The organism is Pseudoalteromonas sp. MMG006 (assembly GCF_018101025.1).
In the GTDB taxonomy this organism is placed as follows: domain Bacteria; phylum Pseudomonadota; class Gammaproteobacteria; order Enterobacterales; family Alteromonadaceae; genus Pseudoalteromonas.
In genome coordinates this window covers 1-26,199 of sequence record NZ_JAGJEJ010000028.1, presented here as the reverse complement: position 1 = coordinate 26,199, position 26,199 = coordinate 1, and the positions used below count along the sequence as shown (strand labels likewise).

General features: G+C 40.9%; 28 protein-coding genes, 3 tRNA genes and 1 pseudogene. 24 read left to right on the top strand and 8 right to left on the bottom strand.

The window, feature by feature from the left end; all coding sequences use genetic code 11:
- Positions 1 to 34: 34 nt before the first annotated feature.
- A complete protein-coding gene (locus J8L73_RS17970) occupies positions 35 to 658 on the top strand; it encodes a dUTP diphosphatase (RefSeq protein WP_211019111.1) in 624 nt (207 codons plus the stop codon).
- On the opposite strand, the gene yrfG is transcribed toward J8L73_RS17970, so the two are convergent.
- Positions 659 to 1,306 (bottom strand): GMP/IMP nucleotidase, encoded by a 648-nt coding sequence (yrfG, locus tag J8L73_RS17965; protein WP_211019109.1) that lies wholly within the window; start codon positions 1,304 to 1,306, stop codon positions 659 to 661.
- Positions 1,307 to 1,368: 62 nt separating this feature from the next.
- Here yrfG and nudE point away from each other — a divergent pair, with 62 nt between their 5' ends.
- From nudE to J8L73_RS17930, 7 genes are all read left to right on the top strand, one after another.
- Positions 1,369 to 1,941 (top strand): ADP compounds hydrolase NudE, encoded by a 573-nt coding sequence (nudE, locus tag J8L73_RS17960; protein ID WP_058549551.1) that lies wholly within the window; start codon positions 1,369 to 1,371, stop codon positions 1,939 to 1,941.
- Positions 1,934 to 2,725 carry a 3'(2'),5'-bisphosphate nucleotidase CysQ gene (gene cysQ / locus J8L73_RS17955; protein WP_211000988.1) on the top strand — a complete coding sequence of 264 codons (792 nt, stop codon included), beginning with the start codon at positions 1,934 to 1,936 and terminating at the stop codon, positions 2,723 to 2,725. Before nudE ends, cysQ begins: the two co-directional genes overlap by 8 nt.
- 147 nt (positions 2,726 to 2,872) lie before the next feature.
- Positions 2,873 to 2,949 (top strand) — tRNA-Met (locus tag J8L73_RS17950).
- A gap of 79 nt (positions 2,950 to 3,028) precedes the next feature.
- Positions 3,029 to 3,105 (top strand) — tRNA-Met (locus J8L73_RS17945).
- A gap of 67 nt (positions 3,106 to 3,172) precedes the next feature.
- Positions 3,173 to 3,249 (top strand) — tRNA-Met (locus J8L73_RS17940).
- A gap of 525 nt (positions 3,250 to 3,774) precedes the next feature.
- Complete coding sequence (locus tag J8L73_RS17935; RefSeq protein ID WP_138681107.1) at positions 3,775 to 4,389, top strand: trimeric intracellular cation channel family protein; 615 nt, start codon at positions 3,775 to 3,777, stop codon at positions 4,387 to 4,389.
- A gap of 34 nt (positions 4,390 to 4,423) precedes the next feature.
- A complete protein-coding gene (locus J8L73_RS17930; protein ID WP_211019107.1) occupies positions 4,424 to 5,932 on the top strand; it encodes a YifB family Mg chelatase-like AAA ATPase in 1,509 nt (502 codons plus the stop codon).
- 57 nt (positions 5,933 to 5,989) lie between these two features.
- Here J8L73_RS17930 and J8L73_RS17925 read toward each other — a convergent pair whose 3' ends face one another.
- Together J8L73_RS17925 and J8L73_RS17920 are read right to left on the bottom strand one after the other, a co-directional pair.
- Positions 5,990 to 6,694 (bottom strand): response regulator transcription factor, encoded by a 705-nt coding sequence (locus J8L73_RS17925; protein WP_211000986.1) that lies wholly within the window; start codon positions 6,692 to 6,694, stop codon positions 5,990 to 5,992.
- Between the two features lie 180 nt (positions 6,695 to 6,874).
- Positions 6,875 to 9,370: a prolyl oligopeptidase family serine peptidase gene (locus J8L73_RS17920; protein ID WP_211019106.1), complete on the bottom strand. Its 2,496-nt coding sequence runs from the start codon at positions 9,368 to 9,370 to the stop codon at positions 6,875 to 6,877.
- Between the two features lie 85 nt (positions 9,371 to 9,455).
- Between J8L73_RS17920 and J8L73_RS17915 the strand changes: the two genes are divergently transcribed.
- Positions 9,456 to 10,532 (top strand): hemolysin family protein, encoded by a 1,077-nt coding sequence (locus tag J8L73_RS17915; protein WP_211000984.1) that lies wholly within the window; start codon positions 9,456 to 9,458, stop codon positions 10,530 to 10,532.
- A 25-nt stretch (positions 10,533 to 10,557) separates the two neighbouring features.
- Here J8L73_RS17915 and J8L73_RS17910 read toward each other — a convergent pair whose 3' ends face one another.
- Entirely contained in the window at positions 10,558 to 11,763 is a 1,206-nt protein-coding gene (locus J8L73_RS17910) for an EAL domain-containing response regulator (protein ID WP_211019104.1), read from the bottom strand.
- Between the two features lie 183 nt (positions 11,764 to 11,946).
- Here J8L73_RS17910 and J8L73_RS17905 point away from each other — a divergent pair, with 183 nt between their 5' ends.
- The gene (locus J8L73_RS17905) at positions 11,947 to 12,963 is read left to right on the top strand and encodes a site-2 protease family protein (RefSeq protein ID WP_211019102.1); all 1,017 of its coding nucleotides are present in this window, start codon (positions 11,947 to 11,949) and stop codon (positions 12,961 to 12,963) included.
- A gap of 43 nt (positions 12,964 to 13,006) precedes the next feature.
- On the opposite strand, the pseudogene J8L73_RS17900 reads toward J8L73_RS17905, so the two are convergent.
- Positions 13,007 to 14,317 (bottom strand): annotated as a pseudogene (locus J8L73_RS17900) (TIGR00366 family protein).
- 227 nt (positions 14,318 to 14,544) lie between these two features.
- On the opposite strand from J8L73_RS17900, the gene J8L73_RS17890 reads away from it, so the two are divergent.
- Positions 14,545 to 15,612 (top strand): potassium channel family protein, encoded by a 1,068-nt coding sequence (locus tag J8L73_RS17890; RefSeq protein WP_211019096.1) that lies wholly within the window; start codon positions 14,545 to 14,547, stop codon positions 15,610 to 15,612.
- Positions 15,612 to 15,818, top strand: a complete 207-nt coding sequence (locus tag J8L73_RS17885; protein ID WP_058549196.1) for a hypothetical protein — start codon at positions 15,612 to 15,614, stop codon at positions 15,816 to 15,818. Before J8L73_RS17890 ends, J8L73_RS17885 begins: the two co-directional genes overlap by 1 nt.
- 2 nt (positions 15,819 to 15,820) lie before the next feature.
- On the opposite strand, the gene J8L73_RS17880 is transcribed toward J8L73_RS17885, so the two are convergent.
- Entirely contained in the window at positions 15,821 to 16,852 is a 1,032-nt protein-coding gene (locus J8L73_RS17880) for a cytosolic protein (protein ID WP_211019094.1), read from the bottom strand.
- Between the two features lie 89 nt (positions 16,853 to 16,941).
- Positions 16,942 to 17,400, bottom strand: a complete 459-nt coding sequence (locus tag J8L73_RS17875; protein ID WP_211019091.1) for an EVE domain-containing protein — start codon at positions 17,398 to 17,400, stop codon at positions 16,942 to 16,944.
- Positions 17,401 to 17,477: 77 nt separating this feature from the next.
- Between J8L73_RS17875 and tesB the strand changes: the two genes are divergently transcribed.
- Positions 17,478 to 18,335, top strand: coding sequence for an acyl-CoA thioesterase II (tesB, locus tag J8L73_RS17870; protein ID WP_058549199.1), 858 nt, complete (start codon positions 17,478 to 17,480; stop codon positions 18,333 to 18,335).
- 21 nt (positions 18,336 to 18,356) lie between these two features.
- On the opposite strand, the gene plsB is transcribed toward tesB, so the two are convergent.
- Complete coding sequence (gene plsB, locus J8L73_RS17865) at positions 18,357 to 20,795, bottom strand: glycerol-3-phosphate 1-O-acyltransferase PlsB (protein ID WP_211000976.1); 2,439 nt, start codon at positions 20,793 to 20,795, stop codon at positions 18,357 to 18,359.
- A gap of 426 nt (positions 20,796 to 21,221) precedes the next feature.
- Here plsB and rpsJ point away from each other — a divergent pair, with 426 nt between their 5' ends.
- From rpsJ to rpsQ, 11 genes are read left to right on the top strand one after another with little or no spacing between them, the layout of a single operon-like run.
- Complete coding sequence (rpsJ, locus tag J8L73_RS17860; RefSeq protein WP_002957900.1) at positions 21,222 to 21,533, top strand: 30S ribosomal protein S10; 312 nt, start codon at positions 21,222 to 21,224, stop codon at positions 21,531 to 21,533.
- A 27-nt stretch (positions 21,534 to 21,560) separates the two neighbouring features.
- Positions 21,561 to 22,196, top strand: coding sequence for a 50S ribosomal protein L3 (rplC, locus tag J8L73_RS17855; RefSeq protein WP_016709048.1), 636 nt, complete (start codon positions 21,561 to 21,563; stop codon positions 22,194 to 22,196).
- A 17-nt stretch (positions 22,197 to 22,213) separates the two neighbouring features.
- Positions 22,214 to 22,819, top strand: coding sequence for a 50S ribosomal protein L4 (gene rplD / locus J8L73_RS17850; RefSeq protein ID WP_004588686.1), 606 nt, complete (start codon positions 22,214 to 22,216; stop codon positions 22,817 to 22,819).
- Complete coding sequence (rplW, locus tag J8L73_RS17845) at positions 22,816 to 23,118, top strand: 50S ribosomal protein L23 (RefSeq protein WP_054206127.1); 303 nt, start codon at positions 22,816 to 22,818, stop codon at positions 23,116 to 23,118. Before rplD ends, rplW begins: the two co-directional genes overlap by 4 nt.
- A 15-nt stretch (positions 23,119 to 23,133) precedes the next feature.
- Positions 23,134 to 23,958 carry a 50S ribosomal protein L2 gene (rplB, locus tag J8L73_RS17840; protein ID WP_007376192.1) on the top strand — a complete coding sequence of 275 codons (825 nt, stop codon included), beginning with the start codon at positions 23,134 to 23,136 and terminating at the stop codon, positions 23,956 to 23,958.
- 15 nt (positions 23,959 to 23,973) lie between these two features.
- On the top strand, positions 23,974 to 24,252 hold the full coding sequence (gene rpsS / locus J8L73_RS17835) for a 30S ribosomal protein S19 (RefSeq protein ID WP_004588689.1): 279 nt from the start codon (positions 23,974 to 23,976) through the stop codon (positions 24,250 to 24,252).
- A gap of 13 nt (positions 24,253 to 24,265) precedes the next feature.
- On the top strand, positions 24,266 to 24,598 hold the full coding sequence (rplV, locus tag J8L73_RS17830) for a 50S ribosomal protein L22 (RefSeq protein ID WP_004588690.1): 333 nt from the start codon (positions 24,266 to 24,268) through the stop codon (positions 24,596 to 24,598).
- A gap of 11 nt (positions 24,599 to 24,609) precedes the next feature.
- Positions 24,610 to 25,311 (top strand): 30S ribosomal protein S3, encoded by a 702-nt coding sequence (rpsC, locus tag J8L73_RS17825; RefSeq protein ID WP_004588691.1) that lies wholly within the window; start codon positions 24,610 to 24,612, stop codon positions 25,309 to 25,311.
- A gap of 12 nt (positions 25,312 to 25,323) precedes the next feature.
- On the top strand, positions 25,324 to 25,737 hold the full coding sequence (rplP, locus tag J8L73_RS17820; protein ID WP_002957890.1) for a 50S ribosomal protein L16: 414 nt from the start codon (positions 25,324 to 25,326) through the stop codon (positions 25,735 to 25,737).
- The gene (gene rpmC, locus J8L73_RS17815; protein ID WP_004588692.1) at positions 25,737 to 25,928 is read left to right on the top strand and encodes a 50S ribosomal protein L29; all 192 of its coding nucleotides are present in this window, start codon (positions 25,737 to 25,739) and stop codon (positions 25,926 to 25,928) included. Before rplP ends, rpmC begins: the two co-directional genes overlap by 1 nt.
- A complete protein-coding gene (gene rpsQ, locus J8L73_RS17810; RefSeq protein ID WP_006791355.1) occupies positions 25,928 to 26,185 on the top strand; it encodes a 30S ribosomal protein S17 in 258 nt (85 codons plus the stop codon). Before rpmC ends, rpsQ begins: the two co-directional genes overlap by 1 nt.
- The last annotated feature ends 14 nt before the right edge of the window (positions 26,186 to 26,199 follow it).

Genomic DNA, 26,199 nt, shown 5'->3' with positions numbered 1-26,199 from the left:
ACTATTACACTAATCAAAAACGTCAGGAATGAATATGTCTGCCAATTTAAACAAGCTAGTAGTCATGCTAGAAATGCAAAATGCCATGAATACTAAGGTTCATGATCAATGGTTTAGCCAAGGGTTTGAATGGTATAGAGCCATTTGGGTCGAGTGTGCAGAAATGTTAGATCATTACGGTTGGAAATGGTGGAAAAAGCAAACACCAGATACCGAACAGGTAATTTTAGAATTGGTTGATATTTTTCACTTTGGTTTGTCGCTAAGAATAGACGGCACTACAAGTTATGAAGAGTTAGCTAAGCAATTAGAGCAGCAACTTAATGCGCCCGAGCAAGCTGATGACTTTAAACAAACACTTGAAATATTAGCAGCATCAGCGGTTGCTGATAAAACCTTTAACGCCGCTGCATTTGCAGGCTGTATGGCGCAAATTGGTATGAATATAGACGATTTATACCGTGGTTACGTCGGTAAAAATACCTTAAACTTCTTCCGCCAAGATCATGGTTATAAAGATGGTAGCTATATTAAAGTGTGGAACGGCCAAGAAGATAACGAACACTTAGTTGAAGTAGTTAAAAGCCTTGACACCGAACATGCAGATTTTGCAAAGTTAGTATACCAAGGCCTAGAAGCTCGTTACCCAAAAAGCTAATTATATAATAGTGCGGTAGTCGGTTACGTTTAAGTAATCGGCTATTACATTATGTGGTTGCTTACTATCTGGGTTAGCAACCGCAAGTAAATGCTCAATGCCAAATTCTCTGGCGGCATCTAACACCGGTACACTGTCATCTACAAACAGGGTACGTTGTTTATTAAACCCTAAATCTTTTTGTACCTGATGCCATAAACTTTGCTGCTCTTTACTCACTCCGTATTGGTGAGTCGACACCACGCCATCTAAATAATTATCTATGGCGGTATGCTCAAATTTAAGCATTACGTTTTCTGGGTGAGCGTTAGTTAACAGTATGAGCTCTTTACCTGCTTTTTTTAGCTCTGTTAAAAAATGAGGTACATCTTCACGCACTTTGATTAAATGCTGAGTTTGACGCTTTAATTCCATTATTGGTAATTTTAGTTGCTCTTCCCAATAATCTAAGCAATACCACTGTATTTGTCCGCTTACTGCTTGATAACGTTTATGTATGTCAGCTTTTGCTTCATCAAGGGTTATATTGCGAGTAAGTGCAACTTGCTCAGGAACAACATTAAGCCAAAAATGACTATCGAAATGTAAATCGAGTAATGTTCCGTCCATATCGAGTAAAACGGTATCGATTTTTGACCAATTTAGCATGGGCTTTTCCTTGTGAAAAGTTTATGATTAAGCACAACTGCCATGATAGCAAAATAACGCCAATGACACAGAAAAAGCACCCAACTCCACCCCAAATTATCAGCAATGATGTCGTCGCTAAAAGCCGCCTATTCACTGTTGAATCTTTAGAGCTTAAATTTTCTAATAACGAAGAACGTCAGTACGAGCGTATTCGCGGCGGTGGCCGAGGTGCAGTCATGATTGTGCCTATTACTGCTGATAACGAAATGCTATTGGTGCGTGAGTATTGTGCTGGTACAAACGACTATCAGTTAGGGTTTCCTAAAGGGTTAATAGACCCGGGCGAAACACCTCAGCAGGCTGCAAACAGAGAGCTTAAAGAAGAAGTTGGCTTTGGCGCTGAGTTTTTTGAACCACTAAAAGTGGTGTCTATGGCGCCAAGTTATTTTAATGCCACTATGCATATTTTGTTTGCCAAGCAGCTATACCCGCAAACTTTGCCAGGTGACGAGCCAGAGCCATTGGTAGTTGTTAAGTGGCCATTAACAGATTGGCAGTCATTATTAGAGCAAGAAGATTTTACCGAAGCACGCAGCGTTGCAGCTTTGCTATTATTAAATAAGTATTTAGCGTCTGGAGCTGCCAATGAATAAATTATTAGAGCCATGTATTGAATTAGCTGAGTGTGCTGGTGATGCCATTATGTCGATTTATAAAAAAGACGATATTGGCAAGCAAGAAAAATCGGATAACACACCAGTAACCAAGGCAGATCTTGCTGCTAACGATGTACTTGTTGCTGGTTTAAAAGCCCTAGCGCCTGATATTCCTATTATGTCGGAAGAAACACCTATTCCTGCTTTAGCAGACAGACAGGATTGGCAGCGCTATTGGTTACTAGATCCTATGGATGGCACTGGTGAATTTATTTTAGAAAGTGGTGACTTTGCCGTAAATATTGCGCTTATTGAAAATAACCACCCTGTTTTAGGTGTGATTCATTGGCCTGCAAAAGGCATTACTTATTTTGCGTCAGCAAGTAATGGGGCATTTAAGCGTGAAAATGGCAACGACACTAAAATGTCGGTTGCAACGCCTGACAACCTAACGCTTGCCGTTAGTCGTAGGCAAAAAATTGAGGCAGTAAGTCAGTACTTAAATACCCAATTTGCTACTATCGCCGTTGGCTCGTGTTCGTTAAAGGCGTGCATTGTTGCAGAGGGGAAAGCCGATTGCTTTTTAAGAATCGGCCCAACTGGTGAGTGGGATACCGGTGCATCGCAGGTTATTGTAGAAGAAGCAGGCGGGTGTATTACCGATGCTGAGTTTAACCCTCTTACTTATAACCAGCGCGAGAGCACAGAAAACCCAGATTTTATTGTTATGGGACACCCCGATTGGGAGTTTCAAAAAATGATAAGTCCGCATCAAAGGTAGACGCTAAAGTATGCTTTGATTGCTTTTTGTTCGGTTGAACGCAATTAAGTAGTTAAAGCCTTGCATTATAAGTTTATTCCTATATTATAGCGCTCTCTTCGAAACAGGCTCGTGATTAACACGAAACTATTTCAAAGAAATTACAGGCGCGGGATGGAGCAGCCTGGTAGCTCGTCGGGCTCATAACCCGAAGGTCGTCGGTTCAAATCCGGCTCCCGCAACCAATTTTATATAAATTTGGTTACTGTAAAACTCTAACTTAAGAGATTAAATTAAGTAGTCGATAGACTCTAAATATACAGGCGCGGGATGGAGCAGCCTGGTAGCTCGTCGGGCTCATAACCCGAAGGTCGTCGGTTCAAATCCGGCTCCCGCAACCAATTTTTTATAAAGATTGGCAGCCACATTGTAATGTAAGCAACGCTAAATAAGTATGCATATTTCAGGCGCGGGATGGAGCAGCCTGGTAGCTCGTCGGGCTCATAACCCGAAGGTCGTCGGTTCAAATCCGGCTCCCGCAACCACTGAAATAAAATGAAACGACACGCTTAAAGCGTGTTTTTTTATGTCTGAAATTCAGTGAAATGAATAGCTCGTTGGTCTTAGCTCTCAATTAGCCAGCAAAGGTCGTCTTCACTGCGTTAGGCATTCACCTTTCATAAGCTCAGGCTCCCGCAACCAATGAAATAAAATGAAACGACACGCTTAAAGCGTGTTTTTTTATGTTTGAAATTCAGTGAAATGAATAGTTTGTCGGCCTCAGCTCTCAAGTAGCCAGCAAAGGTCGTCTTCACTGCGTTAGGCATTCACCTTTCATAAGCCCTGGCTCCCGCAACCACTGAAATAAAATGTTAGAATGAATCGACACTCTATATGAGTGTTTTTTATGTCTGAAATTAACACCTGCCTTTGATTCAACCGTCAACATAAATTGATACCTTCCTAAGCAATAATTTATAAATGTTATAAACTACTCTAAAAAATCGTTATTACTTAAAACTTCGTATTGTTTGTGTTAAAACGGCACAAATATTTTTAGGCTGTTACACATGACTGAACTTTACCATTGGTTTGATTTAATAGGCATTGCTGTGTTTGCTATTACGGGCACTTTAGTTGCGCACGAAAAGAAAATGGATGGCTTTGGTGTTGTGGTATTGGCAACTGTCACAGCGATTGGTGGTGGGACAGTTCGCGATGTTATCTTAGATGTTCCCGTGTTTTGGCTTCATGACCAAAGTTACTTTTATGCCATTTTAGCCGCAGTCTTGATCACCACTCGACTTATCAACAAGCAAAAGTCGATTCCGCATTATACTTTACAAATTGCAGATGCATTTGGTTTGGCTTTTTTTGCTGTAATGGGCACTCAAAAAGCATTACTAGCCGGCATGCCACATATGACCGCTATTATTATGGGGGTTATCACGGGCTGTTTTGGCGGTATGATCCGCGATGTATTGGCACGCGAAATTCCTATGCTACTAAAAGGTGAACTATACGCTATTACCTGTATAGCGGGCGGGATTGTTTATACACTTGGGGTTTACTTTGATTTGGTAACTGAACTTGCGATGGTTTTGGCGATGTTAACCACGTTATTGCTACGTATTGCCGCTATTAAATGGCAAATCACAGTACACGTTTTCAAATATCCTGACTAAACTGGTGTAATCACACCATTTACTAGGATAAGGAATGTCGTTAGCTCGCATCTATTCTCGTGCTCAAGTAGGCATTAATGCCCCCGAAGTTATCGTAGAAGTTCACCTTGGGAATGGTTTACCCGCTTTTCATATTGTTGGCCTCCCAGAAGCATCCGTTAAAGAGTCTAAAGATAGGGTGCGCAGTGCACTTGAGAACTCTCAATTTGGCTTTCCTGATCAGCGAATTACTGTAAATTTGGCGCCTGCCGATTTACCTAAAGATGGCGGCCGGTTTGATTTAGCTATTGCAGTAGGTATTTTAGTGGCCTCTGGTCAGATTGTTTGCCCTGACATTCATAAATATGAGTTTTATGGCGAGCTTGCGCTTAACGGTGAAGTGCGTGGGGTTAACGCTATTTTGCCCTCGGTGCTTGCTGCAAAAGAGCAAGATCGTTGCTGCTTTTTACCTTTTGCCAACGATAGCCTCGCGAGTCTAGTTAATGGTGTAAAACGTAAAGCCGTTAGCTCTTTGCAAGAGGTGTGGGGGGATTTACTTAATCAGCAACCTTTACCACTAAATATAGAATATCCCGATTGCACACAAGCTCCCGACTTTTTACTCGATTTAAGTGATGTTAAAGGTCAGCCTGGTGCAAAGCGAGTATTAGAAATAGCCGCAGCAGGCGGGCATAATTTATTATTTTTAGGGCCCCCTGGTACTGGTAAATCGATGCTGGCCCAGCGAATGGCGACCATAATGCCAACCATGTCGGACGATGAAGCTATTTCGACTGCTGCGCTTTATTCTATTATTGGTCAATCTATCGATTTAAATAATTGGCGACAGCGGCCATTTCGTAACCCGCATCACACGTGTTCGGCAGTTGCTTTGGTTGGCGGCTCGTCAAACCCTAAACCGGGTGAAATTTCACTGGCACATAATGGTGTACTCTTTTTAGATGAGTTGCCTGAATTTGAGCGTAAGGTGCTTGATTCACTCCGTGAGCCTATGGAGACAGGCTCAGTGGTAATCTCGCGTGCAGCAAGGCAAATGGAGTTTCCTGCCCAATTTCAACTAATAGCTGCATTAAACCCAAGCCCTACAGGGTGTCATAATGATAAACGTGCGACACCTGATCAAGTTATGCGTTATTTATCACGGGTATCAGGGCCGTTTATAGACCGCATAGACTTACAAATAGAACTACCTCGCCTAACAAGTGTTGAGCTACAAAGCACTCAGCCAGAAGAGAGCAGCGCACAAGTTAGAGCGCGAGTAGAGGCGGCTTACAGTGTGCAGCTAAAACGCCAAGGCAAAGTAAATGCGCGGCTTAATAATAAGGAAATGAATATACATTGCGCTCTTGCGCCAGCTGAATTGCAGTTTTTAGCAAGAGCGAGTGAGAAGTTGTCGTTATCGCCGCGCTCGTATCATAGGGTAATAAAAGTGGCGCGTACGATTAGTGATTTAAAAGGAGCTGAAAACATTAGCTTAGAAGAGCTAAAAGAAGCGCTAAATTATCGCGCTTTTGAACGACTACTAGCACAGTTAGCTAAATAGCCTGAGCTACGTTTAAGATAAATTTATTACCCAGAGTCAGGTTATATACTACATGTTTTACAGTGAAAGCATGTAGCCTTTGCCGCGTACGGTAACAATGCGTTTTTGATCTTTTTCATCGTTAAGCTTTTTGCGCAAACGACCAATTAAAACATCAACAGTACGATCGTTCGGGCTCCAGTCAGGCTGGCCAATTTCTTCAGAGATTTTTTCACGCGAGGTGGCTTTACCTGCATTGCTAATTAAGCAAATAAGCACTTTGTGTTCGGCTTCGGTTAATCGCGACTCCACACCTGCGGCAGTTATAAGCGTGCGGTTATCTGGATGTAATTTAAAGTCGGCGTATTCTATAAATTCTTCGCTTTCATCGTCTTCTTGCGTTACTGCAACGCGTTTATATAAAGCACGCATACGTAGCTCAAGCTCTAATAAATCGACGGGTTTGCATATGTAGTCATCGGCACCTTGGGCAAGCCCAGCAATACGATCAGCCTGCGAGTCTCTACTTGATAAAACAATAACGCCAATATCAGTGAGCGTATTTAGCTCTTTAGCAAGTTGAAGGCCGTCGCGCTTTGGTAAAACAATATCGATTATGGCTAACGAAAAAGCGCTGCGCAGGTTTACTCGTTGCCTTACAATGTTAAGTGCATCGGCACCGGTGGGATCAACCTCAATTGTAAACTCAGTTTCTGCGAAGTGATTTTGGATGCGTTTAACGAGCAACTCGTCATCTTCAACCAATAAAACGTTAATAGCCATAGTACTTTATTTTCAGTGTTTATAGCTCTGTATGGTAGCACCATTAACTAAATGCTGAGAAGGGTGTTTGTAAGTTTTAGGTAACTTAATACTTCAAAGACATAAAGAGTATTACGTAAAGGTTAAATTAGCACCTTTAAACTAATTAAAAGGTGCTAAATATTCAAAATAACCTATCAATTAGTCTTTTGAGTACATTGAATCCCACCACTGTGGTTCGTCTTTTAGCTTTTTGTCAAAATAGGCTAGCATAGTATTCCACCAGTCAAATCGCTTATCGCGAGCAAAAATTTGATGGTTAGCGCCTTTGTACTCAATAAGCTCTACATCCTTATTTAAAAGTTTTAAGGCAGTATACATAGTTAAGCTTTCGCCAACCGGTACGTTAGTGTCGCTGTCGCCATGAAGAAGTAACATAGGAGTGGTTACTTTATCTGCATGAAATACTGGGCTGTGATCGCTGTAAAGTTTAGCGTTATTCCAAGGAAAGCTATTTTTAGAGGCCTCGCCTGAGTATAAGTATCCCCACCACCCTTCGCCCCAATATGAGGTTAAGTTTGAAATACCCGCATGAGCAATTGATGCGCTAAACATATCCGTTTTAGTTGCCAGCAGCATCGTCATAAAGCCACCGTAAGACGCGCCTAAATTACCCACTTTATTGCTATCTACATATTGGTATTTATTTAAAAATGCATGTGTGCCTTCAATAATATCGTTAGCTGTATAGTCACCCCATGCATTTACATGTTGGGCTGAAAACTTTTGTCCAAATCCAGTTGCGCCTGTAGGTTGTACTACATACACAACGTAACCATTTGCAGCCCACAAGTTAAATGGGTAGCGCCCCGTAAAACCACGAGTAACAGGTGATGTGCCGCCGTAATAATAAACGAGTGCAGGGTGTTTTTTTGTTTTATCTAAATTACTAGGTATATAAACACGGCCTGTTATTTCTACGCCATCTTTATTAGTAAAGTTAAACTCTTCAAGGCTCGGTATTTGTGTATTTGCATAGGCAAGTGGTTTTGAATCCCAAATAAGCTCTGCTTTATTTTTGCTTATATTTAAACGTTTAAGCTGTTGTGGTGATGAAGCCGTTGTGCCGCTTAAAAGTACTTCTGTATTTCTATCGTGTGAGTAGCTAAATTGTTCAACTATATCTAGCCCTGTATTTAGCTTTTTAAAACGCTGTTTACTTAAATCAAATAAATAAAGAGGCTGAGTGTCTTGCTCGGTGACTTTTATAAGTGCATCGCCGTTATCAAGTACATTTAGCTGACCAATGGCTGGGTTAAATTGTTTGCTGAGTGCTTTTACATTTTTACCATTATCGGTAAGTAAATAAAGTTGGCCATCGTAATTATTGGCAAGCATATTTTTAGGTAAGGCGCGGCCAGCGCCATTTTTAAAGTCTGGGCCAGCGACTACATATACATCTTTATTTGCGTATTTAGCTTGGTTAAATGTTTTAAACTTACCAAGAGAGCTTAACTTGTTTGATTTTATATCAAGCTCAACAAGCTCTGTTTTTGGGTGTGTTGATGCTTGCATGGCCATAACGGGATGACTCATTAAAACTTTACCACGATTGCTATTTATATCTTCAAGGTTATACGAAATAGGCCCTTGGCTTAGTGCTTTAATTAAGCGGCTTTTAGTATCAAGCATATAAACATGGCTTTTTGTGCGTGCGTAGGACCAACGATCTTGCAGGCCTTTATAATGCTTGGTTAAGCTGTTGCTCTCGTCGGCAGATTTAGACCAGCTAAAAACAATGCTGTGAGTGTTATAAAAGGTAAAGCCACTGGCTCCTTCTAAATCCTCAGCAAGGTTTTTTATAGAGAAGTTGTTACGGTTTAATTGCTTAAGCTCGCCATTTAACAAATACACTAAATATTGGTTATCTGGGCTCCAAATAATATTCCTGGGCTGGCCTGATTCAAATCGATAAAGTGTTTCGTTATTGTTGTTTTTAAGCTCGGTAATTGTATTCGCTTGATTTGCGGTTTTATCACTGTAAGTGCGTGTTGCTGTAATATAGTGCTTAGCATTAGGCGCCATTGATAGGCTGCTAATCGTCGGCGCATCGAATAACTGTTTGGCAGATAAGCGCTTTTGCTGTGATGTACTAAGCGTAATTTTGTCGATATCAGTTTTTGGTATAAAGTCGAGGCTAACTTCGTTCCAGTTAGCAACTTGCTGCGCTACTAAAATGGCAGTATGAGAGCCGGTGGTGAGCGCAAGTTTATAGCTGTTTTTATCGCCTTTTTGACGTTCACCATCAATAAATAGCTGCCCTTGTTCTAGTCCTTTTAAGGTAAGCGTACCTTGGCTAAAACGGGTGGTTTCAATATTAAATTTAAGCGCTTGTAGGCCACCTAAAGTGAGTGCATTTATTTTATTAAATGGCTGCCAACTCTGCTTTTTACCAAATACCGACAAACTAGTTGAACTTGCTTGCAACTGCGGCAATAAGTTATTTACGATAGCGTCGCCGTGCGGCGTTTGAAAGGGTTTTAATTGCATGTCTTCAGCAAGCGGGCCAATAAATTGTATTTTAGACTTGTCGAGCGGGGCAGCCATGACCGTGAAACTCAAACTACTTAACGTAAAAATGCTAGCAGCTTGTTTTAATAATTTATTTTGTTTGTACCAATATGAGCTAAATTTCATGTTTGTGCCTATTATTATTTGGTAATTTGGCCAAATATAGCATGTATTGTTACCATGCTCACACGTTCAACACATCGGAGAAAAAGTGACCTTACTGATTATTTATATGATAGCTGCCATCGTTATTTCGTTTTTGTGCTCGGTTATGGAAGCTGTATTACTAAGTATTTCGCCAAGTTATGTTGCTTTACTTCGTAAAAATCAGCCCGCGCTTGCTAAGCAGCTTGAAAAGCTTAAAAGCAATATAGATCAGCCATTAGCGGCAATTTTAACGCTTAATACGGTAGCGCATACTGCTGGTGCTGCTGGTGTGGGCGCACAAGCGGCAGTTGTTTTCTCCGATGCGGCAGTCGGTATTGCCTCAGCCATAATGACTCTACTTGTGTTAGTGCTTTCTGAAATTATACCCAAAACATTGGGCGCTAATTATTGGCGAGCATTAACACCTAGCGTTACTTACTCTTTGCGCTTTTTAGTTATTTTACTAAAACCTTTTGTATGGTGTGCCCAAAAATTAACTAATTTAATGGGCTCTAAGCACGATGAAGCGTATTACATACGCCAAGAAATAGAAGCCATGGCAGACATTGGTACAGAGTCGGGGGCGCTTCACGAGGATGAATCTGAAATTATTCGTAATTTACTGCACTTCAGGCATGCAAAATTATGCGATTTAATGACGCCGCGAACCGTACTTTTTAAAATTCATAAAGACTTAACCGTAAACCAATATTTAAATGAGCATGGTTCATCGTCTTTTTCTCGTATATTAGTATTTGATAAAGACGCTGATGACATTATAGGGTTTGTGCACAAAAACGATATTATGCTCGCGCATCATCGGTTAGGTACCGACTGCAAAATAAGTAAATTAGTTAAACCTATTCATACCGTGCCTGAGGGGCATAATGTATCGTCTTTATTGCAAACGCTGCTTACACAGCGCACACATATTTGTTTAATTGTGGATGAGTATGGCGATGTGCAAGGCATTGTTACCCTTGAGGATATGATTGAAGCATTAATGGGGCTTGAGATTGTTGATGAGCGAGACCAATCTACTAATATGCGCATGGTTGCTAAGCAGCGTTGGCGCCAACGCTTAGCAAACAGCGGCCATATAGTCAGCGATGAAGATAAAGACACCCGAGGCGATAACTAAACGCTCGGGTGCTTAATATTTTAAATTATGTGTGGGGCGTTTCAGTCCATTTCTTTGCCCACGATACAAACTCTTCTTTAGGTTTGGGGCAGCTGAACAAAAAGCCTTGAATGGCTAAGTTTCTACGGTAGTGCTTTAAATAGGCGAGCTCTTCAGGGCGCTCAACCCCTTCGGCTACTAAATCTAAGTGTTCACCGCTGGTTATATTAATCAAAGAGCTAACAACTACCTGCGAAAAAAGATCAGTCTCTATGTTACTAATAAATGAGCGATCTATTTTTATTTCTGTAAAGGGTAAGCTTCTTAACTGGTTCATATTGGTAAAACCTACACCAAAATCGTCAAGCGAAAGGCCAAAGCCATGCATGCGTAATCTGTTTAATGTTTCTAATTGAGGAAGGCTCGAGAGCGCATGCTGCTCTGTTATTTCAATAATTATATTACTAGGGGTAAGCTGATTTAATTGTAAAATAAGTAGTAATTTGTTCGGGCAATTTAAGTCATCTAATTGAGTCGGAGATAAGTTAAATGCTAACTTTAAGCAATGCCCAAGCTGACTTTTAATATTTTTAAAGTCGCTGGTGGCTTTTTCAAATAATGAGAATGTAATTTGATTTATTAAATTATGCTGTTCAGCAAGGCTAATAAATCGGTTGGGCATTATTACACTGCCGTCTTTTTTTGAAACAATACGAGCGAGTACTTCAACACTTTCTATAATGTTGGTTTCTGAGTTTACCTTTGGTTGATAGTAAGGTGTAATCTCATCATTTTCTAGCGCTTTAATTAGCTCAATTTTTGAAATAGGGGGCTCTTTAGTCAAAGTTCGACTATTCAGATGAGCAGCCTTATGTAGCAAATTACCTACTTGGCTTATTTGCACAGGTTTAGATATATTCCCAATAAGGTGAGCATTATGCTGTTTAGCAAGGTTTGCTGCTAGGCTTATTACTTTGTGATCCATTTCTGAAACAATAATAATACCGCCTTGATAGTTTAGCTCCCCTAAGTGGCGTATTAATTCCATGCCGTCCATCTCTGGCATGTTTAAATCAGTAAAAATTGCATCATAATAGGTTGGATTAGTTTTTACTTTATCTAATGCATCTCTAGCGCTTAAAGTAGTGGTGATCGTTTCAGACAGCCCTAACTCTTTAAGTATGGCTTCCATAACAATTAAAATAGCCATTGAATCATCAACTACTAAAATATTCGGCACTATTTTTTTCATTGTTATCCTTTCCAATAGTGAATTTAAAAATCTCGGTTACTGTAAAAATAGTACCGAGTGGTGTATTTGTCAGTATTTATAACCCTATTTTATTTAGGCTAATGAGATAACCTGCAGCTTAGCCCCCTCGTGTTTTTAAGCTGGATAGGTATACTAGCGACATTGTTTTAAACGGTCATAAAGATGATAAAAATAGACTTAATGCTAGCCGAACAGCCTTTTACAATAATGTTTTCGGGGCAACAAATTGTACAAATTTTTCATAATCAACAAGCAATCTCTTTTGACAACCCACGAGAGAATTATTATCAATTTACTTTAGATAACAAGCTTGTTGGAATAGACAGCACAGAGGTAAATAATCAATCAATATCGTTATTTGTTGATGATGTATTTGCTACTCAACTTGCTTTACCAAACCCAGTAAATAACACACCCAAAAAAGGTTTATTAGGACTGGCGGCACTGGGCTTTAAGTTATTTAAAAGTGCAAAAGTAATTAAGGTGGCCCTGGCGGGAGCATCCGTTGCTGGGTATGCATGGCTATTTAGCATTGAATTTGCGCTGATGCTTATTGCCTGTTTAGTGGTGCATGAGTATGGGCACGTAAAAGCCATGAAATACTTTGGTATAAAAACTAAAGGTATTTACCTTATTCCCTTTGTAGGCGGGCTTGCTGTAAGCGACGATAAAATAACAACTCGCTGGCAAGATGTGGTTATATCATTAATGGGCCCTGCATTTGGCTTATTCACGTCTGTACTGGGCGTGGTTTTGTATTACGCCACTGAAATGGACATATTTGCAGGTGTTGCGGTATTAAGCGCACTACTTAACTTATTTAACCTACTACCCATTTTACCGCTTGATGGCGGCCATGTATTAAAAAGTATCAGCTTTTCAATGCGCTCTTGGGTAGGTTTGAGTGTGTGCTTACTCGGTGTGTTATTTGGCTTATGGCTGAGCTATACATTTGGCTTAATGTTGCTGGTATTCTTTTTGTTTGTGGGCGCACTGGAAATCGTATTTGAATGGCGCGGCCGACATTACTCGCATTTATTACCGCTTGATAAATACGGGCAAGGCTTTTCAGCCGCTATGTACGCTATGGTTGTTACAGGCCACGTGGCAGTAATGATGCACTTTGCAGACTCTAAAAACCCAATACTTAGTTTACCGATGACGATTCTATCGAGCTAATGATTTTGCGCGCAGTTAACTTTTAACTGCGCGCAAAGCTTCATTAATAAAAGCTCAATACCAGCGATATAAATACCCCCGTTACAAATAGCTGCACCACACAAAAACCCATGATATCTTTTGCTTTTAAGCCTGCTATTGCCAATACGGGTAATGCCCAAAAGGGTTGGATTAAATTGGTCCATGCATCGCCCCACGCAACAGCCATAGCAACGCGAGAGATATCGGCGCCCAGCTCTTGCGCTGCGGGTATAACAATCGGTGCTTGTACTGCCCATTGACCGCCGCCAGAAGGTACAAATATATTAACGAGTCCTGCACTTATAAAGCTAAAAAATGGCAAGCTATCGGCATCTGCTACGGCAATAAAACCACGCGATATTTGCTGCGCTAAGCCACTATCGACCATAACGGCCATAATCCCTGCATAAAACGGAAATTGAATAACAATGCCTGCGCCGCTAGGAATTGCTTGTTGTAAGCTATTAAGTAAGTTATGCGGTGTTTGGTGTAAGGTAATGGCTAAAAACAAGAACACCGCTATAACGCTATTAAGGTTTAAGCTACCGTCTGCAAATATAAAGTAATATGCCAAATAACACAGGCCGAGCAAGCCAATTGCTATGCCAAGCAGTTTACTGTGTTCTAAATGTTGTGCCGGGCGGGTTATGTTTTCATTATGAGCGGGGGATTCTTTTATTATTGCTGGGTCTACATATACGCTGTTTTTATCACTAGGTAGCATATAGCGGTTAATCAGCGGCATAATAATAAATAAGCCAATTAATATTGCTATGTTAAAACCAGCAAACAGGGTTTGTTCAGTACTAATTATACCAATGCTGCTTTGTGAAAAGTGGCCCTCGGTAGCAATAGTGAGCGGAATAGAGCCCGCTAAACCGCCATGCCATACTACAAACCCCGAGTAAGCACTGGCTACTAACAACCTGTAATCAACCTTTGTTTGCTTAGCAATGGCTTTTGCAAATAAAGCGCCAATCACTAAGCCAAAGCCCCAATTTAACTAACTTGCTAAGAGTGAAATAAGCGTGACTAAAATTATGGCTTTTGGCGCAGTGTTAGCAAGTGTAGCTAATTTTTCTAGTAGTTTATTTATAGGTGATGTACTAGCCAGCATATAGCCGGTAATAAGCACTAATAGCATTTGCATGGCAAAGCTCAGCAAGTTCCAAAAACCACTCCCCCATGCGTTAATAACTTCAATACTGGTTGAGGGGGTAAATAGGCTAGCGCCTAGTAAGGTAATAATGCTTAGTAATATTACAAATATAAAAGGGTCGGGTAAGTCGCGCTCTACTAATTTAGTAAATGGTGTGGCAATTTTATTTAGCATAGTGTGTCTGTGTGTTTTTTATTCTTAATATAATTAATCATGCTCTTAGCTGATTAGCAAACCCGCATTTAGTCTTATATTGGTCGTGGCGGTTTAGCTATAAAAGTTGAGCAAATTTTAATCCTAAAAGGTTGGTAGGTCATACTTAAAAGCTTAAACGTTGCTTAAAAGCATGGCTTACAGTACCGTACTGTTTATAGATAATTTACTAACAAAGATTTTGTATTATGCCGGTAATATTTAAAAGGCTAGCGCTACTTGTTCGTGCTCATATTGATCAGTTGAGTTGGCAGGCAGTAGCACTTGCAATATTAACTCACATGCTTATAACGTGGGGGCTATTGTATGTAGCTAATGAGCAAGCGCTCACATCGTTTACTACCTTTTTTTACTACTACACAGTCACAACCTCAACGGTGGGTTATGGTGATTTTAGCCCAGCTAGCGAGCTTGGCCGCTGGGTTGTAGCATTAATACAAATTCCGTTTGGTTTAGCTTTATTTGGCGTTCTGTTAGGAAAAACAGGGCAAACAGTAACTTACTTAATTAGGCGCGCTATGACTGGTGATAAAAACTTTGCTCACAGTAACAACCACATCATTATTTTTGGTTGGCACGATACTCGTACAAAAAAGATGATTGATTATATTCTTGCCGATACCAAGCGCACTGACCGCCGTATTTTATTGGCGGTTACTGAGCAAATGGATCACCCATTTTTAACCAACGAAAACGTCGACTTTGCACGTCTTACAAGCCTTACTGATTTAGAAGAGTTGGAGCGTGTTGCAATAAACCGCGCTGATAAAGTAATTATTGATGGCCAAGATGATAATCAAACATTTACAACGGCGCTGCGTATTAGTCGTTTAGTTAAAAAAGAGTGCCATATAAGCGCTCACTTTTTAGATGAAACCAAAGTAGATATGCTGCTTGAGCATTGCCAAAATGTAGAGTGCAGCAGTGCTAAATCGGCAGAGATATTAGTGCGTTCAATGCAAGATCCTGGCTCAAGCCGAGTACAAGAAGAGCTGCTTTCTACTTTGCATGGCGATACTCAATTTAGCTTAGCGATTCCTGATGGCTGTAGTGATATGGAGTTTGGCACTTTATTTCATCATTTTAAGCATGACTACGATGCAATTTTATTAGGTGTAGCACATAATTTAAGTGCACAAAATATGGATTTAAACCCACCACTTGATTACAAAGTAAGTGAAGGCGATATATTGCACTACATTGCGCTGGAGCGCGTTTTAACTAGCGAAGTGGATTGGCAGAGCTTGGCAAAATAATGAATGAAGTTGTATTTTTAATTATTATTTTAAGCGCTTATATTTTACCTGTCGTTATAGTAGTAAATAGTAAGCGCACCCAAGGCCACGAAAAAAACGGCTGGCTAATAGGCGTTATTATATTTTCGTGGCTTGGGCTTGTAATGTATTTTGCTATTGTGCCAAAGCATGGTCGCAAAAAAAGAAAGAAGAAAAAATCGTCATAATATTATTCTAATTGCTTAAGTTTATGCTCTATTAGCGGGTCGTCAGGCACAATTTGCTGTGCGACCTCCAATAACTGAATCGCATCATTGGGGTGATCATCTTGATGCTTAAGCGCTACATCAATTAATGGTTGAATATCAATTTTGGCCTGATGCTCCTGCACGTGCACTTCTTTTTCATCGGCTAAAATTTTATGTGCGGTACTTAACAATGCTAAGCGGTGAGGAGAGCTTGCATTAGCCTTATTTAGGCTCTGATAATACTCTTCTTTTAAACGCAGTGTTTTGGTTTGCAGGCGAAACTGCGCAATATCAATTTGCTGGTGGCGAATAAAATCAACGGCCACTTGTTTATAAAAACCAAATTTACTCAAATAAGTAGCATGAGTACCGTGCCCCATACCAAATACACGCAAGTGCGTAAGCTGTGGGTAACGCTTAGCATGTAAGCGGTCTATTTTATTGGTTGGATCATAAATTATATAGCCCTTAGCATGGCCTAAATCGAGGTCGTTATACTCACTTTGCCAATCAAACTGTTGTGCAAGCGCAGTGCTTGAGCGGTTATCCCAAGGGACTGTTTCGGAATTTTTTGTACTGACAGGGTGAAAGAATAGCACCTGATCGAGTTTTAATAATTTTGCAAATGCGCCCACAGCAAAACCACCACGGCTTAAGCCATAGCCTAAACGGCACTTAAATGGGCTAAGTAAGGTTGATAGTTGTTCTAAAAAGAAAATCAAATTACGGCTTCTAAACCAATTACTTGTACCTAAGTGCTGAAATGAAATTACATTAACGTTTTGCTTTTGTGCTAAATGAAAACCCCAAGGGGCAAAGTTATCGGTCAGATCTTGCTCTTGTACGTTGGTACCTGCGGGGGAGAATGTAAAAAGCAGGGGCTTATTTATATCAACAAAGTCATATTTTACGTACACATCACCGAGTAAGTCACCGCCGTTTATAGGCAGCTTAGTTTGTTGTTCATCACGACAAAGCGTTAACCATTCATCTAACCAATACAGTAATTTCATTAATCCCCCAATTATATCTTGGCGGGGATCGTATCAAACCCGGCTAAAAGAGGTCAAACATAGCCAGATTGTAAGCTAGGTAAGTGTTTTTAATTGCTCATGGCAATTATTTCATTCCAATCGTTTTTAGTTACTGGCATAAGTGAAAGGCGACCAGCTTTTTTAAGTGCAAGCTCGGTTATAGCATTGTTAGCTTTTATATCTTTTAAGCTAGCTCGTTTATTTAAATGGCTCTTATATGTTACTTCAACAACAAACCAGCGCGGTTTATCACTAGTGGCCTTTGCATCGTAATAATCGCTACTTAAATCAAACTGTGTTGGATCTGGATAGGCCTCACATGTCACAGTGGCTATACCTACAACCCCTACAAGTTTGCAGCTTGAATGGTAAATCATTACTTGGTCGCCTAGCTTTATATCATCACGTATAAAATTACGCGCTTGATAATTACGTACACCTTCCCAAAGTGTCGTTTGGTTTGGTGCGTTTTTTAAATCATCAATTGAAAATGCATCAGGTTCTGTTTTAAACAACCAATAAGACATAGCGTCATTCCTAACAAAGATTTACATAGTTGTAGTCTATAGTATCATTAACTTATCAGGGGATTGAGGAAGAAATGATGAGCCAAGTATTAGATGATTTATTGTCGTTGTTAACGCTTGAAGAAATTGAGCAAGGTTTATATCGCGGACAAAGCCAAGATTTAGGTTTTGGTGCTGTATTTGGCGGTCAGGTTATGGGGCAGGCGCTTTCTGCTGCAAAAGAAACATTACCTGAAGGGCGCATAGTTCACTCATTACATTCTTACTTTTTACGCCCAGGTGATGCTGCTAAGCCCATTGTCTATGATGTAGAAACTATACGTGATGGAAAAAGCTTTAGTACGCGCCGTGTAAAAGCGATTCAGTACGGTAAGCCTATTTTTTACATGACAGCGTCTTTTCAAGGTGAAGAAGAAGGCTTATCGCATCAGGCAACTATGCCAAATGTGCCGCCACCAGAAGAGCTGCGTTCATCACTTGAATTTTACCAAGAAAATGCTGCACATATTCCAGAGGTAATTCGTAATAAATTTATTCGCGAAATGCCAATTGAAATGCGTCCGGTGACTTTTCATAACCCATTTAAGCCTGAAGCAATAGAGCCTGTAAAACATATTTGGTTTAAAGCCAATGGTGAAATGCCGGACGATCAGCGCATTCATAATTACTTACTTGCTTATGCTTCAGATTTTGAGTTTTTGCCTACTGCGCTTCAGCCACACGGCGTATCGTTTATGCAACCAAATATGCAAGTCGCGACAATTGACCATGCTATGTGGTTTCATCGCTCGTTTAGATTAGATGATTGGATTTTATATACAATCGACAGCCCAAGCGCTAGCTCAGGCCGAGGATTAGTTAGAGGGCAGTTTTTTGACCGACAGGGCAACTTAGTTGCCTCAACAATACAAGAAGGGGTTATGCGCCAGCGCTAACCTTTACACAGCGATAAAGTGCTAGTTACACTGACCTTGCACTATATCGCTGATTGATTGCCAAATACGAGCTGGCAATAACGTTTTAAGGTGCATGTAAGTTTCACAAAGTTGCGTGCTACCCACTAAACCGTTTTCACCTTCTGTTATTAAAAACTCACCGCGTAAGTTATCAATAAAGCCAACTAACACTTTTTTGTCAAAAAACTCAGGTGTTTTAATACCATGAAGAGTCCCTAAGCGCTCTGCAAGTACTTGGCTTTCACGTTCTAGTTCAGCCTTTTCTATACCATTGCTGGTTTGGATAAAGCCAATAACAATAGCGTAGCGTTGCAGCGTAAAGCTAAGTGCTCTGCCTAGCATTTCTAGTTTGGCTAAACAGTCATTTGTGTTGGTGATGTGAATATTATCACCATCAATTTCTATTAAGTTTTGATCTGCAAAGTTAGCTAAAATGCGCGTAATGTAGTTTTCATCCAGCTTTTGCAAGTACCACTCTTTAGCAAATAAAGGATAAAACGCTTTTACTAATTGCTCGCATTGTTGAATGGTTGTGGTGTGTTGCTTAAATAAATGCAGTGCAAGTAAGCTTGGTACGGCAAACAAGTGTAAAATGTTATTACGATAGTAGTTGAATAAGATTTTTTCTTTTTCACTAATCGCAATGATTTCACCAAATTCATCGCTAATCACTTCAAACTTATTAAGCTTTAAAGCATGCGTTAATAGCTGCTCAGGTGATTCATCCGGTGCGGTTACTTTTTCGCTATAGCTGGCATCGCGTTGTAGGCGTAAATAAAAATCTAGCTGAGCTAAAAGCTTTGGTTTACTCAGTGCGTGCTTATCGTTAACTAGTAATATCATTGCTAGCAAGTTAACGGCATTAAGTGCAGCTGCATTGTTTATTTTAACCATTACCTGATCGGCAAGGGCGGCTACTTGTGGGCCTAACCATTGTGGTTTTTGTACATCAGTTGGATGGATTGCATCGCGCCAATCTGGTTGGTTCTCATTTAAATATTGGTTTACAGAAATTGGATCGCCAAAGTTTAAATAACCACGCCCATAGTTTTTAAGATTTTTAATGGCTTTAAATATGCCAAAAATAGACTCACCTTTTTTGTCTTTACCGGCCAGCTCTTTAAGGTATGTATTTATTTCCATTACGTGCTCGTAGCCAATGTAAACAGGTACAATAGAAACAGGGCGGTCTATGCCACGTAACATAGCTTGTAGAGTCATAGCGAGCATGCCAGTTTTAGGCGGAAGTAGTCGCCCAGTTCGGCTGCGTCCACCCTCAGTGTAAAACTTAACTGAGTAGCCTTTAATAAATAGCTGACTTAAATATTCTTTAAATACGGCCGAATATAGTTTATTACCAGCAAACGAACGGCGAATAAAAAATGCTCCCGAGCGACGAAAAATCCCCCCGGCAGGGAAAAAGTTAAGATTAATACCCGCTGCAATGTGAGGTGGCACTAAACCTTGATGGTAAATCGCATAAGTAAGAAGCAGATAATCCATGTGGCTGCGGTGGCACGGCATATAAATAATTTCGTGGCCTTTATTAGTTAGCTCGTGGATTTGCTCTGTGTATTTTACGTCAATACCGTTATATAGCTTGTTCCATAACCATGTTAAAAAGCGCTCTGCCACACGTATCATTGCTTCAGAGTAATTTGCGGCTATTTCATCAAGTAACTTAAGTGCATTTTGGCGCGCTTCTGTTTGGCTTATATTTTTAGATTTAGCTTCATCTTGAATGGCTTTTTTTATTGTTGGTGAAGCAAGAAGAGAGTTAAATAATTGCTCGCGAGAAGGCATTTTAGGGCCAGTTGCCGCCAGTTTCTGGCGCTTAAAATGTACGCGTGCAACACGCAGTAGTTTATGTGGCAGCTCACTTACGTCAGCTTTTTCATTAACTAATAATGATAAATCGAGTGGTTGGCTAAATTTAATAAAGTTATCTCGTCCAGAAAACAACACGACAAAAAACTTTCTAAACCAACTTGGTGTAAGTGAGTGTGTTATTAATGTACGCAGCCCAGGTTTTTCTTTGCCAGGATCGCGCCCCCACAAAATAGTAACAGGCACTACTTGCACATTCTTTTGCCCACTATTTAATAAGTGCTCAACAATCTCTTTGCCTTGTGCAAGCGCATTGGTTGGTTTTGCTTCGTCACCAAATAATGGCGGTGGATTTTTAATGCCAATAAAACGATCGAGCTGTTTATTACCTAACACCTGCTCTTCGGTTGGACTAGGTAAACCATGTTTTTTACACACACGTGCAAGTGCCGCTAAATCAAAACGTGAATTTAGTCGCACTATATAAAATGTAGGATATTGAGGATTTAGCTCATACTGCTCAATCGGGTTCTCAGGAAGCACTTTGCTTTTAACTAGTAAGCGGCTTACTCCAGCAGAAAGAACATTTAAACAATAATTAAAAATACGCATCGCCTCACCATATTGAGAGTATTAAAAGCAAAATAAGCCCATAGGATACCATAATATCTGCTAAATCCGTTATTTTGCGTAATTGGTTATAAGCTAATAATTGACTGCATGCGGCAGTATAGGTTCAAGTATAGTTATTTATTATCTAGCACATAACGGGCTGTAGCTTATTTAATCGAATACTCGACTTTAATTCTTTTCTAATTAGTTGTTGCATTTATCACCAATATCACTATAATACGCAGGCTTTCAAAATTCCCCCGGGAACTTGGAAGGATAAATTAAGCTTGGATTTCAAGCTAATAAACAGGAGTTCCGATTTGGAACTCAACGTAGATATAGATTAACAACCGGCATCTTAATTATTAAGATTGTTTCGGTCGTTTTTTTATGCTCTTTAAATGCTCTTTATATTGAGGTTTAAGAATGTCAAATCAACGCATTCGTATTCGCCTAAAAGCTTTTGACCACCGTTTGATTGACCAATCAACGGCGGAAATCGTGGAAACTGCGAAACGCACTGGCGCACAAGTACGTGGTCCAATTCCACTACCTACACGCTTTGAACGTTTTACTGTACTTACATCACCGCACGTTAATAAAGACGCGCGTGATCAGTACGAGATCCGCACCCATAAACGTCTGATCGACATCGTAGAACCAACTGACAAGACTGTAGACGCTCTAATGCGTTTAGACCTTGCTGCTGGTGTTGATGTTCAAATCAGCCTGGGTTAATCGAAAGATTAGAGAGGTTATAGGAAAATGGCATTAGGTCTAGTCGGTCGTAAAGTGGGTATGACACGTATCTTCACTGAAGATGGTGTATCTATCCCTGTGACAGTTATTGAAGCGACTCCTAACCGCATTGCTCAGATCAAATCTGACGCAACAGACGGTTATAACGCGCTTCAAGTAACCGCAGGCACTAAAAAAGCAAGCCGTGTAAACAAAGCTTCAGCGGGTCATTTCGCTAAAGCTGGTGTTGAAGCGGGTCGCGGTCTGTGGGAATTCCGCCTAAATGGTGGTGAAGGCGATTTTGAAGTAGGCGCAGAGCTTACTGTTGAATTATTCAACGAAATCAACAAAGTTGACGTAACCGGTACTTCTAAAGGTAAAGGTTTCCAAGGTGGTGTTAAGCGCTGGAATTTCAGCATGCAAGACGCTACACATGGTAACTCTCTATCTCACCGTGCTCCTGGTTCAATCGGTCAAAACCAATCACCTGGTAAGGTGTTTAAAGGTAAGAAAATGGCCGGTCATATGGGTGCTGAGCGTGTAACGACTCAAAACTTAGAACTAGTTCGCGTTGACGCTGAGCGTAACTTGCTATTAGTTAAAGGTGCTGTACCTGGAGCTATCGGCGGTGACGTTATCGTTAAACCAGCTGTTAAAGCATAAGTCCTGGAGATTTAGTGATGGAATTAGCAATTAAAGACGCTTCTGGCGCTCTTGAAGTTTCTGAAGCTACTTTTGGACGTGAGTTTAACGAAGCATTAGTACATCAAGTAGTTGTTGCATACGCAGCAGGTGCTCGTCAAGGTACTCGTGCTCAGAAGACACGTTCTGAAGTAAGCGGTGGTGGTAAAAAACCATGGGCTCAAAAAGGTACTGGCCGTGCACGTGCTGGTACAATCCGTAGTCCAATTTGGCGTTCAGGTGGCGTTAGCTTCGCAGCTAAACCACAAGACCACAGCCAAAAAGTAAACCGTAAAATGTACCGCGGTGCGATCAAAAGCATCTTATCTGAATTAGTTCGTCAAGAGCGTTTAATCGTTGTTGAAAGCTTTGGTTTAGAAGCACCAAAGACAAAAGAATTAGTTTCTAAGCTTAAAGAACTTGAGCTTAAAGATGTTCTTATCGTGACTGAAGAAGTAGATGAAAATCTTTTCTTATCGGCACGTAACCTTTATAAGGTTGACACGCGTGATGTAGCTGGTATCGACCCTGTAAGCTTAATTGCTTTCGACAAGGTACTTATTACAGCCGCTGCTGTTAAGCAACTTGAGGAGGCGCTAGCATGATCCGTGAAGAACGTCTTTTAAAAGTGATCCTTGCTCCACATATCTCTGAAAAAAGCACAATTGCTGCTGAAGAAAACAACACGATTGTTTTTAAAGTAGTAAATGACGCAACTAAAGCTGAAGTTAAAGCAGCAGTTGAGAAGCTTTTTGAAGTAGAAGTAACGGGTGTTCGCACACTTAACGTTAAGGGTAAAACAAAACGTACTGGCGCACGTTTCGGTCGTCGTAGCGACTGGAAAAAAGCTTACGTTACTCTTAAAGAAGGCAGCGAGCTAGACTTTGTCGGCGGCGCCGAGTAATAAGGGGATAGAATTATGGCACTTCAAAAGTGTAAGCCTACTTCTGCGGGCCGTCGTCACCTAGTTAAAGTGGTTAACCCAGATCTACATAAGGGTAAGCCATACGCACCACTTTTAGAGAAAAACTCTAAATCAGGTGGTCGTAATAACAATGGTCGTATTACGGTTCGTCATATCGGTGGTGGTCATAAGCAGCATTACCGTTTAATCGATTTTAAACGTACTAAAGATGGCATTCCAGCCACTGTTGAGCGTTTAGAATATGATCCAAATCGTAGCGCAAACATCGCTCTTGTATTATATGCAGACGGTGAGCGTCGTTACATTATCGCACCTAAAGGCTTAAAAGCTGGTGATGCAATCCAGTCTGGTGTTGATGCACCAATCAAACCTGGTAATGCATTACCTATGCGCAATATGCCTGTAGGTTCGACTGTTCACAACGTAGAATTAAAACCAGGTAAAGGTGCTCAAATCGCACGTTCTGCTGGTGCATACGTTCAAATCCTTGCTCGTGATGGTCAATATGTAACATTACGTCTTCGTTCAGGCGAAGTTCGTAAAGTTGAATCTGATTGTCGTGCGACTCTAGGTGAAGTAGGTAATGCTGAGCATATGCTTCGTTCACTTGGTAAAGCAGGTGCAAATCGCTGGCGTGGTATTCGTCCGACAGTTCGTGGTGTTGCCATGAACCCGGTTGATCACCCACACGGTGGTGGTGAAGGTCGTACATCTGGTGGTCGTCATCCTGTGTCTCCATGGGGTAAACCGACTAAGGGTGCGAAGACGCGTAAGAACAAGCGTACGGATAAATTTATAGTACGTCGTCGTACTAAGTAATATTGAGGAATAGCCATGCCACGCTCTCTCAAGAAGGGTCCTTTTATAGACCTACACTTGCTGAAGAAGGTAGAGAAAGCTTTGGAAAGCGGTGAAAAGAAGCCAATTAAAACTTGGAGCCGTCGTTCAATGATCATACCTAACATGATCGGATTGACCATTGCTGTCCATAATGGTCGCCAGCACGTGCCAGTTTTCGTTTCTGACGAAATGATTGGTCACAAACTAGGTGAATTTGCACCAACTCGCACTTACCGTGGCCATGCTGCGGATAAGAAAGCGAAGAAACGATAAGAGGGGAAGATAAATGCAAGCATTAGCTAAACATAAATTCGCCTCTGGTTCGGCGCAAAAAGCTCGTCTAGTTGCAGACCAAATTCGCGGACTACCTGTAGACCGCGCATTAGAAATCCTGGCGTACAGCCCTAAAAAAGCGGCTGTATTAGTTAAGAAAGTACTTGAGTCTGCTATTGCTAACGCAGAGCATAACGAAGGTGCTGACATTGATGAGCTTCGTGTAACTACGATTTTTGTGGACGATGGTCCAACAATGAAACGTATTATGCCACGTGCTAAAGGACGCGCAGACCGCATCCTTAAGCGTACAAGCCACATCACTGTTGTGGTTTCAGATAGCTAGGAGTATAAGTAATGGGACAAAAAGTTCATCCTACTGGTATTCGCCTAGGTATATCTAAACCTTGGGTTTCTACCTGGTACGCGAGTTCAAAAGATTTCTCTGATCAGCTTTTTGGCGATCACAAAGTACGTACTTTCCTTACTAAGGAATTAAAAGCGGCTTCTGTGTCTAAAATCGTTATTGAGCGTCCAGCTAAATCTATCCGTGTAACAATTCATACGGCTCGTCCGGGTGTTGTTATCGGTAAAAAAGGCGAAGACGTAGAGAAATTACGTCAAGCGGTAACTAAGATTGCTGGTGTACCTGCTCAGATTAATATTTCTGAAGTACGTAAACCAGAACTTGATGCACAACTAGTAGCAGACGGCATTGCCTCTCAACTAGAGCGTCGTGTAATGTTCCGTCGCGCTATGAAGCGTTCGGTACAAAATGCAATGCGCATCGGTTCTAAAGGGATCAAAGTTGAAGTTAGCGGTCGTCTTGGCGGCGCAGAAATCGCACGTTCAGAATGGTATCGTGAAGGTCGTGTACCTCTACATACTCTTCGTGCTGATATCGACTACGCAACTTCTGAAGCCTTAACCACTTATGGTATCATTGGTGTTAAAGTTTGGATCTTCAAAGGCGAAGTTATTGGTGGTTTACCACTAGTACAAGAGCAAGAGAAGCCAGCTAAACGCGCACCAAAGAAAGCCAAGAAAAGTGCTAAGTAGAGGTAGCGAGTAATGTTACAGCCAAAACGTACAAAATTCCGTAAAATGCACAAAGGCCGCAACCGCGGTTTAGCGCAAAACGGTAACAAAGTAAGCTTCGGTACTTTCGGTTTGAAAGCTACTGGTCGTGGCCGCATGACTGCTCGTCAAATCGAAGCAGCTCGTCGTGCTATGACGCGTCACGTGAAACGTCAAGGTAAAATCTGGATCCGTGTCTTCCCTGACAAGCCGATCACAGAAAAACCTCTTGAAGTTCGTATGGGTAAAGGTAAAGGTTCTGTTGAATATTGGGTTGCTGAAATTCAGCCTGGTAAAGTACTTTACGAAATGGAAGGTGTTTCAGAAGAGCTTGCTCGTGAAGCGTTTGACCTTGCAGCTCGTAAACTGCCATTCAAAACAACTTTCGTAACTCGGACGGTAATGTGATGAAAGCAAGCGAACTAAAAGATAAAAGCGTAGAAGAGCTTAATGCTGAACTTCTAGGACTTCTTCGTGAGCAGTTTAACCTGCGCATGCAAGCAAGCACTGGTCAGTTAGCTCAGACACACACGCTAAGAACAGTACGTCGCGATATCGCGCGTGTAAAAACAATTATTAACCAGAAGGCAGGTCAATAATGAGCGATAAAATTCGTACTCTTCAAGGCCGTGTAGTTAGCGACAAGATGGAAAAATCTTTCACTATCGCAATCGCACGTTACGTGAAGCACCCAATCTATGGGAAATTCATTAAACGTACAACTAAGCTACACGTACATGACGAAAACAACACAGCAAAAGCGGGTGACGTAGTTACTATCCGTGAATGTGCACCAATTTCTAAGAATAAATCTTGGACTTTAGTAGACGTTGTTTCTAGTCCAAAACAAGCTTAATTTTTAATTAAGTT